At 45.6% G+C, this 16,658-nt stretch carries 16 protein-coding genes; 11 read left to right on the plus strand and 5 right to left on the minus strand.

The features are described from left to right. Window positions 1–8 precede the first annotated feature (8 nt). Genes rsxG through ABY044_RS04795 form a run of 6 tightly spaced genes read left to right on the plus strand, consistent with a single transcriptional unit; the run spans window position 9 to window position 3,784 of the window. Window positions 9–650, plus strand: a complete 642-nt coding sequence (rsxG, locus tag ABY044_RS04770; RefSeq protein WP_373018707.1) for an electron transport complex subunit RsxG — start codon at window positions 9–11, stop codon at window positions 648–650. A gap of 34 nt (window positions 651–684) precedes the next feature. Further along, a complete protein-coding gene (locus ABY044_RS04775) occupies window positions 685–1,404 on the plus strand; it encodes an electron transport complex subunit E (protein ID WP_373018917.1) in 720 nt (239 codons plus the stop codon). A gap of 47 nt (window positions 1,405–1,451) precedes the next feature. Further along, on the plus strand, window positions 1,452–2,084 hold the full coding sequence (gene nth / locus ABY044_RS04780; protein WP_373018709.1) for an endonuclease III: 633 nt from the start codon (window positions 1,452–1,454) through the stop codon (window positions 2,082–2,084). Window positions 2,085–2,110: 26 nt separating this feature from the next. Then, a complete protein-coding gene (locus ABY044_RS04785; RefSeq protein ID WP_373018711.1) occupies window positions 2,111–2,542 on the plus strand; it encodes a DUF1841 family protein in 432 nt (143 codons plus the stop codon). Window positions 2,543–2,575: 33 nt separating this feature from the next. After that, a complete protein-coding gene (locus ABY044_RS04790) occupies window positions 2,576–3,523 on the plus strand; it encodes a sulfurtransferase (RefSeq protein WP_373018713.1) in 948 nt (315 codons plus the stop codon). 36 nt (window positions 3,524–3,559) lie between these two features. Next, the gene (locus ABY044_RS04795) at window positions 3,560–3,784 is read left to right on the plus strand and encodes a hypothetical protein (protein ID WP_373018715.1); all 225 of its coding nucleotides are present in this window, start codon (window positions 3,560–3,562) and stop codon (window positions 3,782–3,784) included. Window positions 3,785–3,874: 90 nt separating this feature from the next. Here ABY044_RS04795 and ABY044_RS04800 read toward each other — a convergent pair whose 3' ends face one another. Together ABY044_RS04800 and ABY044_RS04805 are read right to left on the minus strand one after the other, a co-directional pair. Further along, window positions 3,875–4,990 carry a peptidase C39 family protein gene (locus tag ABY044_RS04800; protein WP_373018717.1) on the minus strand — a complete coding sequence of 372 codons (1,116 nt, stop codon included), beginning with the start codon at window positions 4,988–4,990 and terminating at the stop codon, window positions 3,875–3,877. After that, the gene (locus tag ABY044_RS04805; RefSeq protein WP_373018719.1) at window positions 4,987–6,093 is read right to left on the minus strand and encodes a DUF2817 domain-containing protein; all 1,107 of its coding nucleotides are present in this window, start codon (window positions 6,091–6,093) and stop codon (window positions 4,987–4,989) included. The genes ABY044_RS04800 and ABY044_RS04805 overlap by 4 nt, the downstream gene beginning before the upstream one ends. Window positions 6,094–6,237: 144 nt before the next feature. Here ABY044_RS04805 and ABY044_RS04810 point away from each other — a divergent pair, with 144 nt between their 5' ends. The 4 genes from ABY044_RS04810 (at window position 6,238) to dbpA (ending at window position 10,639) form a co-directional block, all read left to right on the plus strand. Beyond that, complete coding sequence (locus tag ABY044_RS04810) at window positions 6,238–7,707, plus strand: RimK family protein (protein WP_373018721.1); 1,470 nt, start codon at window positions 6,238–6,240, stop codon at window positions 7,705–7,707. 36 nt (window positions 7,708–7,743) lie between these two features. Beyond that, window positions 7,744–8,538 (plus strand): RMD1 family protein, encoded by a 795-nt coding sequence (locus ABY044_RS04815; protein WP_373018723.1) that lies wholly within the window; start codon window positions 7,744–7,746, stop codon window positions 8,536–8,538. Window positions 8,539–8,851: 313 nt separating this feature from the next. Further along, entirely contained in the window at window positions 8,852–9,061 is a 210-nt protein-coding gene (locus ABY044_RS04820; protein ID WP_373018725.1) for a cold-shock protein, read from the plus strand. Window positions 9,062–9,256: 195 nt separating this feature from the next. Then, on the plus strand, window positions 9,257–10,639 hold the full coding sequence (gene dbpA / locus ABY044_RS04825; protein ID WP_373018727.1) for an ATP-dependent RNA helicase DbpA: 1,383 nt from the start codon (window positions 9,257–9,259) through the stop codon (window positions 10,637–10,639). A 129-nt stretch (window positions 10,640–10,768) separates the two neighbouring features. Here the strand turns inward: dbpA and ABY044_RS04830 are convergent, their stop codons facing one another. The 3 genes from ABY044_RS04830 to ABY044_RS04840 form a co-directional block, all read right to left on the minus strand. Continuing rightward, window positions 10,769–11,893, minus strand: a complete 1,125-nt coding sequence (locus ABY044_RS04830; RefSeq protein ID WP_373018729.1) for a methyl-accepting chemotaxis protein — start codon at window positions 11,891–11,893, stop codon at window positions 10,769–10,771. A 294-nt stretch (window positions 11,894–12,187) separates the two neighbouring features. Beyond that, window positions 12,188–13,312, minus strand: a complete 1,125-nt coding sequence (locus tag ABY044_RS04835; protein WP_373018731.1) for a PP2C family protein-serine/threonine phosphatase — start codon at window positions 13,310–13,312, stop codon at window positions 12,188–12,190. A 17-nt stretch (window positions 13,313–13,329) separates the two neighbouring features. Next, window positions 13,330–15,906, minus strand: a complete 2,577-nt coding sequence (locus ABY044_RS04840) for a CHASE domain-containing protein (protein ID WP_373018733.1) — start codon at window positions 15,904–15,906, stop codon at window positions 13,330–13,332. 162 nt (window positions 15,907–16,068) lie between these two features. Between ABY044_RS04840 and ABY044_RS04845 the strand changes: the two genes are divergently transcribed. Continuing rightward, entirely contained in the window at window positions 16,069–16,533 is a 465-nt protein-coding gene (locus ABY044_RS04845) for a peroxiredoxin (RefSeq protein WP_373018735.1), read from the plus strand. Window positions 16,534–16,658: the final 125 nt, after the last annotated feature.

The raw sequence follows: 16,658 nt of genomic DNA on the forward strand, positions 1-16,658 counted from the left end.
CGTTCCAAATGATTGAATCCAACGGTAAATTACTCATACAAACCATGCTGCGTTCGGCCGGCAAGCTCAGCTTGTTCGTGTTGGTCAGTATTATTTTATTATTGGGCATCAAATACATCACCGACCCGCTGGTTGAAAAAGCCGAAAAGCAGACCTTAATGGACACCTTTAATCAGGTTCTACCGGAATCGCTGTATGACAACCAACCTCTGACCGACACAAAAACGATTACCGATCCGACCCTGCTGGAAGCACTGGGAAGCGAACAACCGGTTACGGTTTACCGTGCACGTAAAAACGGCAAGCCGGCCGGTTTGATTTTGACGGCCATTGCAACGAACGGTTACAGCGGTAATATTCATTTGTTAATCGGCGTGATGGCAGACGGCCGTATTTCAGGCGTGCGGGTTTTAAAACATAAAGAAACCCCCGGCCTGGGCGATAAGATCGAAGTCAACAAACATTCGTGGATTCTCGAATTCAACGGTCGCAATCTTCGTGACGATAACGATCCGCGCTGGGCGGTTAAAAAAGACGGCGGTGATTTCGACCAATTCACCGGTGCAACGATTACGCCGAGAGCGGTGGTCGGTGCCGTCAAGAAAACCCTTAGCCTGATCAACCAACAAGGGGAAAAACTGTATGAGTGATTCCACAAACACCGTGACCGCCGGAGCGGAAACCATGGAAAACAAAACCAAAACACGCTTACAGGATTATCAATTAATCGCCCAAAACGGTTTATGGAAAAACAATCAGGCGTTGGTTGCCCTACTCGGTTTATGTCCGCTATTGGCGGTTTCCAACAACACCGTCAATGGCCTAGGCTTGGGTTTGGCTACCTTACTGGTACTGATGACTTCCAACATTCTGGTTTCCCTGATCCGTAAGCATGTCTCGGACGAAATCCGTATTCCGGTTTTCATCGCCATTATCGCGACGGCCGTCACCATCATCGACCTTTTGATGAACGCTTATTTCCATACTCTGCACGGTATATTGGGTATTTTCATCCCTCTAATCGTCACCAACTGCGCCATTCTGGGACGAGCCGAAGCCTATGCATCCAAGAACTCCTTAGACAAAGCCGCATTGGATGCTTTCTTCATGGGACTCGGGTTCCTGTTCATTCTGGTTCTGTTAGGCGCCTTACGTGAAATGATCGGAAACGGCACTCTATTCGACCAGGCATACCTTATGTTCGGCGAGAGTGCACGCAGCTGGACGATTCATTTCGGCGGCGACTATCAAGGCGTCTTATTGGCCATTCTTCCGCCCGGTGCCTTTATAGGACTCGGGTTGCTAATCGCATTCAAAAACTATGTGGATGCCAAAAAAGTGACCAAGCAACAAAACCAGCTTGGCATTCAAGTAGCCGTATCGACGCCGATGCAGCCAAAATAAAAATGAACGACGGTAAAAAATAGCGACTCAACGCAAAACGAATAGTTATGAATAAACAAAAACGCTTGGAAATCTTCGAACGCCTCAGTGAAGCGATTCCCGAACCGGAAACCGAACTCAACTACAGTACGCCGTTCGAATTATTGATCGCGGTAATTCTGTCCGCCCAGGCAACCGATAAAGGCGTCAACATCGCTACGGACAAACTGTTTCCGGTCGCCAATACCCCGGAAGCGATTTACGCACTAGGTGTAGACGGGCTCAAAGAGTACATCAAAACCATCGGATTATTTAACACCAAAGCCGAAAACATCATCAAAACCTGTAAGATGTTGATCGATCTGCACGGTTCCCAGATACCGGATAACCGTCCTGACTTGGAAGCGTTGCCGGGAGTTGGTCGAAAAACCGCCAATGTAGTGCTCAATACCGCCTTCGGCCAACCGACGATGGCGGTCGATACCCATATATTCCGCGTGTCTAACCGCACCAAGCTCGCACCCGGCAAAAATGTTTTGGAAGTGGAAAAGAACCTGCTTAAATTCGTTCCCAAACAGTATCTGATTCCGGCGCATCACCTCTTGATTTTACACGGCCGTTATACCTGCACTGCACGCAAACCCCGTTGTGGTGCCTGTTGTATCTACGACTTGTGCGAATATAAAGACAAAACCGAATAAACTTTAAACCAGTAGGCCCGTTAGCTATGTTTTATACCTCCGAACGTGATCGACTCCGCCAATTTTACGCCGACACCTGGAACAAAGCTCGCACCGGTCAGCCGATGGATGCGATGGAACAAATGGTGGCGCGAGTCATTGAAATGCACCCCGAATACCACAACATGCTCAGCAACGAAAAACATCTGGGCAACGAATACAAACCCGAAGACGGCGAAACCAACCCTTTCCTGCACATGGGCATGCATCTGGCCTTGCAGGAACAAGTGGCACTGGATCGCCCCCACGGCATCAGAGCCGTCTACGAACAACTCGGACAACGTTTAGGCGACGTTCAAGCAACTGAACACGCCATGATGGACTGTCTGGCGGAATCCTTATGGATTGCGCAACGCGACCAGATCGAACCCGACGAACAGGCTTATTTACGCTGTTTACAAACCTTACTGATTAAATAACTAATTAACCTAACCGTATAATCGAGCTGCCCGATGAGAACTTCTTCCGTAATAAGCACCACCTGCAACTTAAGGTCCCCTGTCCGCTTTTTCCTGTTAGCGTTTATGCTGGCGGGATTGTTTTTCAATCAGGTTCAAGCCAATACCGAAACTACGGCGACATCCAACGTCTTTGTCTCGAGCGACTGGGTCGGCAAAAACCAAGATAAACTGGTTTTAATTGATTTAAGTTCTCAACAGGCTTATCAGAAATATCATCTACCCAATGCGCTCTGGGTTAATTACGATTGGTTGATTCGACCTCAAAACGGTCTAGCACTCAGCGGGGGCCCTAAATATATGGCAATGGTGCTTTCGCAACTCGGGATTAAACCTGAAGATCACATCGTACTCTACGACGACATCGGCAACCTCAATGCAAGCCGCCTCTACTGGGAGCTGAAAAAAATCAATCACGCCCAGGTAAATATGATGGACGGTGGAATTGTCGATTGGATTCTGCAAGGTAAGCCGGTCACTCAAAGCATTCCTAAACGTTTGCCGATTAGTCATTATCCGATTCCCGAACAGGACTCGACGGATCGATTGACCGCCGACAAAAAAGAAATTCAAGCTGCGATTGAGAACGCAAACATCGCTCTACTGGATGCCCGTAGCGAGCCGGAATACATCGGAGACCGTAAACAAAAACGCACCGGTCATATCCCGACGGCCGTTTGGTTTGACTGGAGTCAGGCACTGGATGTTAACAACGGTTACAAACAAGCCTCTCAAGAAAGCCTACTTAAGCAATTGAATACACTAGGAATTTCTACTAAACAGCAACCAATCATCGTTTACTGCAATTCGGGACACCGCGCCTCGCGCAGTATGGCAATGCTGGAAAGTTTGGGATATACCAACGTTAAACTGTATGACGGCTCCATGCAGGAGTACGGGATTGATAAGAGCTTACCTTTAACGGTTGGTAAAACGCCATAATCAAATATTTAAAAAGCGACTTAAAAGGAAAACAACATGGAATTGTCACCTGTAAAACGTGCTTTGCGAAACAGTATTGTCATCAGCTTGGTGGTTGGGGCAATTGTGGTCTATCAAGGCGAAGGGGTTAGCAAAAGCATCTTCACCGCCCTATTTACCTTTGCGGTGACCTTTCCGGCGCTTTGGCTTTCGTTTCGCTATACTCAAAGCCTGGTGGACAAATACAAAGCGCCCGACAACCGGGACGATTCGGAAGGTTGAATCAATAACAGATTTAAGTGTATCGATTCTTAAAAATGGGCAGAGCCGCCCATTTTTAAAATCGCTTTAAACTCCCCGCTTTCAACCAACCTATCTACTTTGATCATTCCTGTCGGAAATCACCAGCAACGCCCGCAAACGCTTCTGTCCAAAACGGGCCATTTCACGGAACATTTTCTTATCTATCGGAATCTGCTGAAAGTCCGTCTGGCTCAAGTGCGGATCTTCGATCGGTTCCGGATCGTTGATGTAAACAAATCGATCATCCGAAGACGCCACGTAAATCCAATGCGGTGCCTTATTGCGATTAAGCCGCCAAGTACTGATCAACGCAATGACCGGATGATCGGTCTGTAAAATCGCATCCAGTTCTTCGGATTCCAAGTCATGTATAAAGACCTGTATGCCGGTCTGTTCGATCTGAGCCAGAAAATCCTGATGCACAAGCTGAATAACGGCTTTTTTCTCTTCGTCTCTAACACCGTCGAGAAAAGGCGCGTCGCTGCGATTCATATACAAACTCACCTGCAAGCCTCTTTGCCACGCGCTCAATGCCAAGCCATGCGGAGAACAACCGCCGTGCCCCGAAGTCATGAAGATCGTCGTCGCCTCACGCCAGATTTGCAGCTCCTCACGTCGAGTCATTTCATAATCGGGCTTAAGGGTTTTAATCGCCATCATTAACGAAGCGGGGCCGCAGGTGAACTCGGTTGTTTGCTGATAATAAGGCTTAGGCTTGCTCAGTTGGGCAGCACTGGAGTGAATGCGTTTTTCCATGCGCAAAGCATCGGAACCGTCTTCGTAGTAGCCACGGATATTACCGACTACCCGATAGCCCTGCTTTTCATATAATTTCTTAGCTGCGGCATTGTCTACGTTCACTTCCAAACGCATATAGACACAATGCTTGGCCGCCGCCGCTTTTTCCGCAAACGCCAACAATTGCAAGGCATAACCTTTGCCTTGAAACTCCGGCAACAAGGCAATCGAATAAAGCCGTCCCAAGTTGGTTCCGGTACGATACAAGATCAATACATAACCGATCACCTCCTCGTCGCCCAATACCCATAAATCGTGCGAACCGGGTTTGATGAAGTTTTGGAAACTTCGTCTCGATAAACGGTCAGTGCTAAAACTGATTTTTTCAATTTCCAATAAGGCAGGGATGTCTTTAGAACCGGCCGCTCTAATTGTCGGAGATTTCACTCGGTCATTCCCGATAAAGCCATTGCAATCACCTGTCTGGCACGGAACAAAACCTGTTGTTGCCAACTGGGTTCAAATGGATAAAAAAACGCTTTCATACTCTGTACCGTAGTCGACTGTACATCCCGAGTCTGCCCGGGTTTCAAGGACTGATGGTAAAGTTGCTCCTTGAGCAGCTCTGCAATCAAATCTTTTACGGCATAGGTGCCGTATTCCAAAGTCACGAAACAACCTCGATCCCCGACAACCTCGTGCCAGTGGTAGTCCAACAACCCTAGTTTGGGTGCCGAACAGGACTCTCCCAGATGCGCCGAATAAGCGTTGTCACCGTACAAGTGTTTCGCCCAATAAAAACCGCCGCTATCAGGCTGATGATCGTTTATGATTTCGCCATAGCCATAAGGCCCTAAACCGGTATGTACGTCAATCACGGAGATACGTTGTGCGGTTTTAAAAAAGCCGTGTTCGGTAATCTCTTCCAAGACCCGACGCGACCAGGATGGCTGCGAACCACCATAGAATAACCCGGCCGCATCTTGATACTGGCCCCGGGTAGCCTGTTCGACAAATTCATTGAAGTCCATCCCGTCCCATAAGGTTTCCAGACCTTCTTGCGACAGCAAATCCAAATCGTCAAGTTTCATACTCAAAGATTCATAACCTGCGTGAATCGGCAACGGCTCGTTAAAATCGATGAAATTGCGGTTTAGGTCAATGCCTTCATGATCGCAACGACGCACCCAAGCGAACCCCCACGGATTCATGGCATGAATCATCACGACACCTAAATCGGGCTGTTCAAGCAAAACGTCGCTCAGTAAACTCAAATTGTCCGTTTGCACAGCCGAACCGGTAAACCCTTCTACGCCGTGAGTACCGGAAATCAACACCAGCACATTGTCTGGATCGGCTTTTTGTCCCAGAAAGACAACATCGCAAAACAGCGCTTCGCCCTGCGGACCTGCCAGAGGATGCGCAAATTCCTGACGATCGACAATCAACGCTTCAGAGACGTTATTCAGACTTTCTAGAAATTGATTTCGGCACGAACCATAGGATTGCTTGAAGTAATTCAAGTGCATTTCGGACAACAGGTTTAACATACAAAAACCCCATTAAGAAAGCTGAATCATACCGCGTAATTTTATCCGCTGACAAGCAACATTTTTATTATTCGGAGGGTATTGTGCTTTTGGTTTTTCTGCTGTAAAAAGCAACTTGAAAATCCTATTTTTTCGGAGCCGAAAATGAGCAACTTTTATGTAGTGGTTGAGAACCTTAAAGACTGGCAGCCCTACTATCCCAGCAAGGATGTCATCACCTTTGACGACTACTTGCAGCGTGTCCAAAACACCGACAAAAAACGTGTACGCATCATTAACCTTTGCCGTGATTACCGTTACCTTAAAACCGGGTATTACTGCTCGCTTTTAGCCGAAGCGCGCGGCCATCACGTCTTTCCGTCGATCACCACGATCAATGACTTGGGGCGCAAATCCTTATCGGCGATTCAACTGGAAAAAACCGACAAACCTATCAAACGAATTCCGAACGGTGAAGAAGGCGATACGCTGACTTTCCGTTGTTGGTTCGGCCAGACATTGGATAAAAACCATTCGAAACTCGCGCAAATGATTTTCGAAAAGTTTCCGTGCCCGTTACTTGAAATCACCCTGATCTTTAAACACCAGTGGCAAATCAAACAGGTCAAACCGATTTCATTGCGCGCTCTGTCCGATGTACAGGAACAAGAAGCGTTTGCCAATGCGTTTGAAAAATTCAGCCTTAAAATGTGGCGTAAACCTAAATCGAACAAAACCTACCGCTACGACATGGCGATTCTGGTCAACCCTGACGAAGCCATGCCGCCAAGCGATGCCAAGGCATTAAGTTTGTTTACCAAAGCCGCCCATAAATTGGGCATTGCCACCGAATTCATCACCCGCAAAGACTATATGAGACTGGCCGAATACGATGCTTTGTTTATTCGCGAAACGACGGCGGTGGACGATCACACCTATCAATTTGCTAAAAAAGGCGAGGCCGAAGGCTTGGTGGTGATTGACGATCCGACGTCGATACTTCGCTGTACGAATAAAGTGTATCTTGCGGATCTGTTCAATACCCATAATATCCCGACGCCGAAAACCGAAATTCTGAACCAACCGAGTAAAAGCGCCTTACTAAACCTGCAAACCAAGATCGGATTACCGATGGTGCTTAAGATTCCCGACGGTTCTTTTTCGCGCGGCGTTATCAAAGTAGAAACGGCGGAAGAATTGGAGAAACAGGCAAAGCAACTTTTGAAAGAGTCGGCCATGCTGTTGGCGCAAGAGTTCATGTACACTCAATACGACTGGCGAATCGGCATACTCAATAACAGACCTATTTACGCCTGTCGATACTATATGGTGGACGATCATTGGCAAATTTATAAACATGACATCGAAGCGGATACCCAATCCGGCATGTTCGATACCTTGCCGATTTTCGAAACGCCTAAACAAGTACTGGACGTCGCCTCAAAGGCGACTAAACTAATAGGAGACGGTTTTTACGGCGTCGACCTGAAACAGTCCGGCGATCGAGTGGTCGTTATTGAAGTGAACGACAACCCCAGTATCGAATATGACGTCGAAGATAAATACCTCGGCGATGAACTGTATACCGAAATAATGAAAGAATTTTTACGCCGCCTGGAAACTAAAGGCCGTTAACCTAACACAACCCATGAAATCCAAAGGATACAAAACATGAGTGTGAATCACGACATCTACGCTTTAAGCTACTGCGCCAACTTCAATTTTGAAGCGTTGCAACAGCACCTGCTTGAAAACCTGCGTTGCACCGCTTATCGCAAAGTACTGAATATCGACTGGAAACAAGGAGACGTCTTCATTTTCGATTACGGCGTCGTGGTTTTTTTCAACGTGGAAGCCTCCGATCGTTTGGCATTGTTGCATAAACTCGAACCCTACGCCGTCAATACATTGGACTACTTGGTCGAAGACGAGTTCACCTATTCGCTTAACTCGGAAAAACTTACCATCAAAGACGATCATATCTCGTTATGCGACGATGAAACCATGACGCGCTTGGCAATCTCACACGGTATCGCCCAGTCCACTAAACTGGCACAGTTCGAATACCTGGTTCAGCAAACTATCAACGACACCGCCTATATTCCCAAGAACATCGCCGATACCGGAGCATCCAAACTCACTGGAAACCAATTAGCGAAACTTAGAGGCCGTTTGTTTATCACCAAAAGCAACATCATGCTCAACTACGACCTGTTGGACGTTCCCGATTTCTTCTGGGAATATCCGGAACTGGATCATTTATACGTTATGGTTTCGGATTATCTGGAAATCAAACAACGGATTGAGGTGCTCAGTAAAAAACTGGAAACGATCCATGAACTGTTCGATATGATGGCCGAAGAACAGAAACATAAACACTCATCCCTGCTTGAGTGGATCATTATCTGGTTGATCGCATTCGAAATCCTGGTCACCATATTCCATGACCTGCTGGGGTACATCTAACACCAACCGTCTGAACAAACAAAACGATAATTAAACCGAACGGTCTTGTTCGGTTTAATTTAAAGAACGCGCTACTCAAATTTTAGAACGCCGTACGAACCGTCACGATAAATAACTTTTATATCTGACAAAGTCCTTGACTTAATTGGGAATCAGAGTATAGTCAATCGAGTTGGAAGTTTGTCTTCTATTTATGCGTTCCATTTCGATGTCTTTTTAGTCTAGTCCTGTTCTTCATAAGTAATAACCACATTTCCATCCGTAAGCCTTTTTGAAGGCCAATTACTTTTTAAAATTTTTATAGGATACTACTATGTCTAATACAACTACAGGCACCGTTAAATGGTTCAACGAAACAAAAGGTTTCGGTTTCATCGAACAAGAAAATGGACCAGATGTTTTTGCACATTTCAATGCAATCACTGGTACTGGATTCAAAACTTTGACTGAAGGTCAAAAAGTTGAATTCACTGTTACTCAGGGTCAAAAAGGTCCTCAGGCAGAGAACATCGTAGCGCTTTAATTTAAGACGCTATTTGGCCTGATATCACAGGCCGGCCTCAACCACATTGCGGGGATTGAGGGAATTTAAAAGGCGAGGCCATTTTGGTCTCGCCTTTTTTATTAGTGCTTTTGCGCTGGGCTTTTAAATGACAAAATAGCGCTAAATAGTTTCTACGGCTCATTGCACGTTAGCCGTTACCACAAGGATTCCCCTATGAGCGATAACGCTTTTTCTTCCCTTAAACTGCATGCCGATCTGATTAAGAACCTGACTTCCTTGGGTTATGACAGCATGACTCCGATTCAGGCTCAAAGTCTACCGCCCATTTTGGCGGGAAAAGACGTGATCGCTCAAGGAAAAACAGGTTCCGGTAAAACAGCCGCATTCTCTTTAGGCTTACTCTCCAAATTGGATGTCAAACGTTTCCAGGTACAGTCACTGGTACTCTGCCCTACCCGGGAGCTCGCCGACCAAGTTGCTAAAGAGATCCGTCGACTTGCCCGAACCATTCACAACATCAAGGTACTAACCTTATGCGGCGGCATGCCTTTCGGTCCTCAGATCGGCTCACTGGAACACGGCGCCCATATTATTGTCGGTACGCCCGGACGCGTTGAAGAGCATTTGCGTAAAGGGACATTGAAACTAGACAACCTGAACATGTTGGTATTGGATGAAGCCGATCGTATGTTGGAAATGGGCTTTCAATCGGCACTGGACGCCATTATCGAACTCACGCCGAAAAATCGCCAAACGCTGCTCTTCAGCGCAACTTATCCGGAACAGATACAGGCGATTTCCGAACGCATCATGAACGATCCGGTCATGGCGCAAGCGGCGTCCACCCACGACAACACCAGTATTCGCCAACACTTTTATAAAGTAGACGATGATGAACAACGTATGACGGCCATCCGCTTGCTGCTTTTACATCACACTCCGGAATCCAGCGTTATTTTCTGCAACACCAAACGCGAAGCTCAAGAAGTAGCGGATGAATTAGTGGGTTATGGTTTCAGTGCGCTTGCCTTGCATGGCGACTTGGAACAAAGAGACCGCGATCAAACTCTGGTACAGTTTGCCAATAAGAGTGTCTCGATACTGGTCGCCACCGATGTGGCTGCACGCGGCCTGGACATCGACAACCTGGATGCGGTGATCAACTACCATATCGCACGTGATACCGAAGTGCATGTGCACCGTATCGGTCGTACCGGACGCGCCGGAAGCAAAGGAATTGCCTGCTCGCTGTACAGTGACAAGGAAAGCTATAAAATGGCGCTACTGAGCGAGTATCTGGGACAGTCAATCGAACCGGAAGCGTTGCCTTCAAATAAAATTTTAGGCAATCCTCCAAGCAAACCGCTTATGGCGACGTTACAAATTGACGGTGGGAAAAAACAGAAAGTGCGCCCGGGAGATATATTGGGTGCCTTAACCGGAGAGAAAGGCATTGCCGGTAGCAAAGTCGGCAAAATTCAGATCTTCGATAACCGTTCTTATGTGGCCGTCAGACGCGATGCCGTCAAAGCGGCAATGGATAAATTAGCGCAAGGCAAACTCAAAGGCCGATCCTTTCGTATTCGCTATATTTAAAAGTGGGAATCTATACAATCACCACGGTTCCGTTTCATCGAGATGATTTAATCGACATGATTCAATAGACATAAAAAAAGGGAATCTATATAGATTCCCTTTTTTCAGTTCAGAGAAGATCGATTACATTTATTTCGTCTTGAATTGACCGATCAGCTTACTCAGCTGTACCGCTAACTGGCCAACCTGAGAACTGCAATCGTACGTTTTTGCCGCTCCGGCGGCAACATCTTGAGCCACTTCGCTGATATGTTCAACATTTTCATTAACGACAGCCGCTTGACGACGTTGATTGTCCGATGCCGAAGCAATGTGACTATTCATCTGGTTAATGGTATTTACGGCAATATCGATCGCTTTTAACGAATTCCCCGCCTCATTCGCTTGACTGACACTCTTATGTGCCTGCTCGCGGCCGCGATTCATTACTCCGACCGCTTCACGGGACGCCACTTGTAGACGCTCGATCGTCGACTCGATCTCTTTAGTGGATTCTTGAGTACGACTAGCCAGAATTCGGACTTCATCCGCCACCACGGCAAAGCCTCGACCATGCTCGCCGGCACGCGCCGCTTCGATTGCCGCATTCAACGCCAACAAGTTGGTCTGCTCGGCGATATCCTTAATCACATCCAATACGGTACCAATGGTTTCGCTGTCCTGCTCAAGGCGCTTAATGACACCGGCAGCCTGCTCGACCTCTTGCGCCAACATGCCGATAGAAGAAACCGTATCACCGACCACTTTAGTCCCTTTGGCCGTTGCCGAACTCGCTTCACTTGCGGAATTTAATGCCGCCTGAGCCTGATTGGACATCTCCATTACCGCATCATTCATGCTTTCCATCGCATTAGCGACACTCTGGGTATCCTGCTTCTGTTTTTCTACGCCGCTCTGGGTGGATTGGGTTACCGTTACCATTTCGCCAGAGGCATTATTAAGCTGCTGAGTCACATCGGAGATACGCGTAATCATGGTGCGTAAGTTATGGGACATCAAATTAAAGCTCTTCGCCATATCTCCAATAAAATCATTACTTTGCATCACGCAAGTATGGGAAATATCGTTGTTACTAATGGCGTTAGCGACATCTGCGATACGCTTCAAACGTCTCAACAGCATTTTATTGACCAGCCAAAAGTTAAACAATCCGATACTGGTTCCCGCGATGATACAGGACAATATAAACCAGATTAGCATCCCCTCTTTCCATTCGACGAAAAAATCCGCAAAAAATGGAAAGGCAATTCCCATAACAAATCCGAAAGCCATAAAGGCCCAAAACAGATTCCTTAATATACTAGGTTCTCTAAAATCAAATTTGACCATCACCAAGTGTTCCTATGATTTTTTGCGTATGACGCATCTCAGTTGTTTCGTTTTAGTATTTTTAAAGCGGTTAAAGCAATAATCCGACCAACTTTACAAAACAATACTAAAGTGAGGGGAGATTTGAATAAATAACCGGCAAGCCGTTCATTTTAAAGGAATGTTTGCAAAAAAGGTATTTACACGTCTTGATTAAGCACATTAAAGGCAAAAATTTGATCAGATTTTCAAATCAATCAAAGTCACATCATCGTGCAAGCCCTGCTCTCCGGCAAATTGGTTCAGTTCTTCACAAATAAAATCCAGTGAACTCCCGCCTTCAAGTTGCAATGCATGCAAAAGCTTCTTTAGGCGTTCTTTACCGAACATCTCGCCGTCCTGCGAACGTGCTTCTATGACTCCGTCGGAATAGGCAAACAAACGATCGTCCTTTTGCAATTCCAAAATCGCCGAAGGCGGTAAAGGTTCCGAATGCTTTAGAATGCCCAGCGCCATGTTCGACGATTCAACCGAATCGATCAATTGCCCGTTACGATAATGAAACAACTCGGACATACCGCAATTCCAAGTCAAAATACGATTCTCTTCAACTTGCCACTCCATAACCAAAGCGGCCATGAATAATTCCACCGGCATTTTTTTCTGTAACTGATTATTAATCTCTTGAAGAATTTGCTGAAGCGGAACCTTTTGTTCGGCCAACGTATAAAACAGAGCCGACACCAAAGGCCCACCGAGTGCCGCCGGCAATGCATGCCCCGTAAAATCACCAATTAACAGGTAACGATTGCCGCCAGGAGCACGGGTAGAAAGCACTAAATCACCATTAGTGCGCTTTAACGGCGTCATTAATAACTGTAAATTTTCATGTACAAACTGAGCATCATCCCGCATATTCAAGAGGATATCTTCAATATAGGTATGCTCTTTGTTCAATTCGGAATTTTGATTCGCCAGCAGTTTCTTGGAACGTGACAAACTTAAATGCGTGCGGATACGGGCAAGCAACAAAGGTTCGGTAAACGGCTTCGTAATATAATCCACCGCACCGATTTCGAAACCTTTTTTTTGATCCGCCACTTCGATTTTTGCCGTCAGAAAAATAACCGGAATATCACACGTTTCCGGATTATTCTGCAAACGATAACAGACCTCGAATCCATCCATTCCCGGCATATCGATGTCCAATAGAATCAAATCCGGCTTACGCTGCTGAACGGCATCCAGACACGCCTGCCCACTTTGCAACAAGCTAAATTCGTAGTGTTCTTCCAATAAGTCTTCCAACACATAACGGTTGATTAACTCATCGTCCACTGCCAATAAATACGGTTTTTCATTCATTCGGATAGCTCATCGATTTATTCGATTTTATTCTTCATTACAACTTCGGAAACGGGTAACGTAAACTTAAAAACAGCCCCGCCTTCCGGTAAATTTTCTGCCCAAATTTCTCCACCATGGGCCTCGACAATCTCTTTACAGATAGACAGTCCCAAACCGCTTCCCGTGATAGACGAATCGTGCTGACGGCTTTGCACAAACTTATCGAATACGGACAGCAATTCCTCTTCCGGAATACCCGGCCCCTGATCGGAAACCGCTACTATAACAAAACCATCATTATAAGGCTTATGCTCAATAATGACGCCCCCTCCCGCATTCGAGAACTTAATTGCATTAGACAGCAAATTTGCCAGCACCTGCGCAATTCGCTGGCGATCAAAATAGGCCTCCAGCTGTTTAGTAGACAAACTGACTGTGAGCTGTCTATCTTGAAGTGTCGATTCTTGCTCTGAGACGGCTAATTCAATGACACTCAATAAGTCCTGGCGAGAAAAATTAAAATCCATCTTACCGGTTTCCAATTTAGTGGAATCCAACAATTCGTTCAACAGGTGCATCAAACGTTGTGCACTTCGCTCAATCATTTCGAAGTAGCGCGTTAACTTTTGCCTTGGAACATTTTCCGCCCGGCTTTCCCCCATATTGGCATAACTTAAAATACCGTGTAGAGGCGTACGTATCTCATGGGACATGTTAGCCAAAAACTCCGACTTGGTTTGGTTGGCTCGCTCGGCAAAATCTTTCGCCTGAATGAGCTCCGCTTCCAACTGCTTGCGTTTTGAAATATCGCGGAAAGCCACATGAATGATGGTTCTGCCGTAAAGTTCCAAGCGCGTCAAAACCACATCCGTCCAGAAAACTTCACCATTAGCACGTATATTAAGCCATTCGAAATTATTCGAACCTTGCTCTAAACAAATTTTTAACATGCGATTTCCCTTGACCATAGAGCTTTCACCATCCGGCTGAAAAGGCGGGGATAGGAGATGGTTGGGACGCTTGATGAACTCTTCCTTACTGCTATAACCAAAAGTTTTTAAAGTCGCTTCGTTACAATCGATAACATGGCGCCCTTCGGTCAGGAAAATACCGTCCGTCGATTTTTCGAAAACGGTTTCAAAAGCATTTTTCTGCTCCTGTAATTCTTGAGTATACTTTTCCAGTTCAGCTTGTAATTGAGTATTATCGCTCGACAAAGCGCGATAAGTGACGCGTTCTGAAATATCACGTACAAATGAAACCACGACATATTGATCGTCCAAGAACAACTTACTGGAACTGACTTCAATGGGGAATTCCGTACCATCTTTTCTCTTATGAACGCTTTCTATCAGCAATTTCTCACCGATCTTGAATTTTGCAATCATCTCTTGTATTGCTTCTAGGGAGTACTTCGCATCCAACATTGAGAGATCCATATTCAACAGTTCATCTCTCGAATATCCGAGCATATTACAAGATGTCTCGTTGACCCCCATTATTCGGGCATTGGCATCGGTCAAGAAAAATCCTTCCGAACTTTGCTCTATCAACTGCTGGTAACGCCACTTCTGTAATTGAAATTTCTTTTCGTTACGAAAAGTTTCCCGCTTATAACGTAATATGCCAAAAACCAACAAGGCTAACATGAAGCTGATCATCATGCCGTTTATCAATGGATGCTTGACCGGCAATGTCGCACTGACACTTAAATCCTCAAAATGCTTACGATCCATGGTAGCGCTCAACTGCCATGCCCTTCCTGCAATAAAAAATCGACGTGTCGCCTTAAAATACTGATCGGGAGAGTTATGACCTTGGAGGATTTCATCAATCAAAACAGTCGGTTCGGCAGTGACGTCCTTAATGGCATATTTGACATTGGGATTCAAATTAAAATCCCTTTTAAGAAAACTCATAAAATCTTCCATGCGCAATACCAACGCAACATAACCTTTCAACGTTTTTACGGAAGATGAGTCATAAACAGGATTAAAAAGAATGGTCGTTATTTTTATCTTTTCGTCTTGAATCAAATTAATAGGAGCCGTAAGCACGGCATGATTCAAAGCTTTAGCCGCGTCTAAAGCAACGCGTTCTACCTCAATCGATGAGATGTCCAATCCCAAAGCTTTACGATTATGCTCAAGCGGATAGACGTATTTGACCGGAACATAATCTTCGGCCACCGGCGCGGACTGCAAAACTCCATTGTGCAAACGTTTAATTTGAAAATCTTCAAATCCTTGTAATCGAACCGAAGCTTCAAAAGCCTCTCTCTGATCGCGCTTAATTAATGGCAGCCAGGCCAACGACTGAATTGAATGTTTTGTAGACGTTAATACACGGGCGTAATTTTCAAATTCGGAACGGGAAAGACGGTCGTTTAACTCAAACACAGAAGCCAAACTGTCTGATCGTTTTACTTCTGTATACATACCACGTTGAATCGCCCAAAAGAACTGATTAACATTCTTTTGAAACTGCTCCTGAAAAATCTCTTCTTGCTTGTCCTGTTGGTAGCTATAGCGTAATCCATTGATTGACAACCCAATTGATAACACAACGAATGCAAAAAAATAAATCTGTCTATTGGATAGAATCCAGGACACACAAAATTCCTTTTTAATTTAGAAACGATATGAAATGAATTTTAGGGGAAAAATCATTTTAGCGTATTCAAAACAAACCCGCAGAAAAACCTATCCTGCCTCTACGCAAGCTTTATAGAATTGGGTATGATTGTTTTTTTATTCTATAAAAGGTATCCGGCCATGCTCCAAACTCAACAAATCGCACCCGAGTTCAGTGCGCCAAATCAAAACGACCAAACGGTCTCGTCGGCCGATTTCAGTGGACAAAAAAACATCGTCCTTTATTTCTATCCTAAAGACGATACGCCGGGCTGCACGATCGAAGCCAACGAATTCACTCAACTTGCAAGCGAATTCGCCGCAGCAGACTCAGTCGTGATAGGCGTTAGTAAAGATTCCTGTGAAAGTCATCAGGCCTTTATTGATAAGTTCGGATTGGAAGTCGACCTTTTGGCGGACACCGACGGAAAAATTTGTGAAGACTACGGCGTCTGGCAGCTAAAGGAAAAAAACGGCGTTTCCAAAATGGGAATCGTCCGTTCAACATTTATCATCAATAAGCAAGGCATCCTTGAAGAAGCCATATACGGAGTCAGTCCGGAGGGACATGCACAGGCGATGCTGGACAGAGTGAAAAGCCTGTAAAGAACAATCGACAAAACCGAATTGAACTATGGCACAAGCCATTATTTAAAATAAAAAGGCGTGAAACCATAGGGTTACACGCCTTTTTTAATATTCAATCCTTCATCATCCTATCGGAACAAAGA

The organism is Thiomicrorhabdus sp. (genome assembly GCF_041583835.1).
Taxonomy (GTDB): Bacteria; Pseudomonadota; Gammaproteobacteria; order Thiomicrospirales; family Thiomicrospiraceae; genus Thiomicrorhabdus.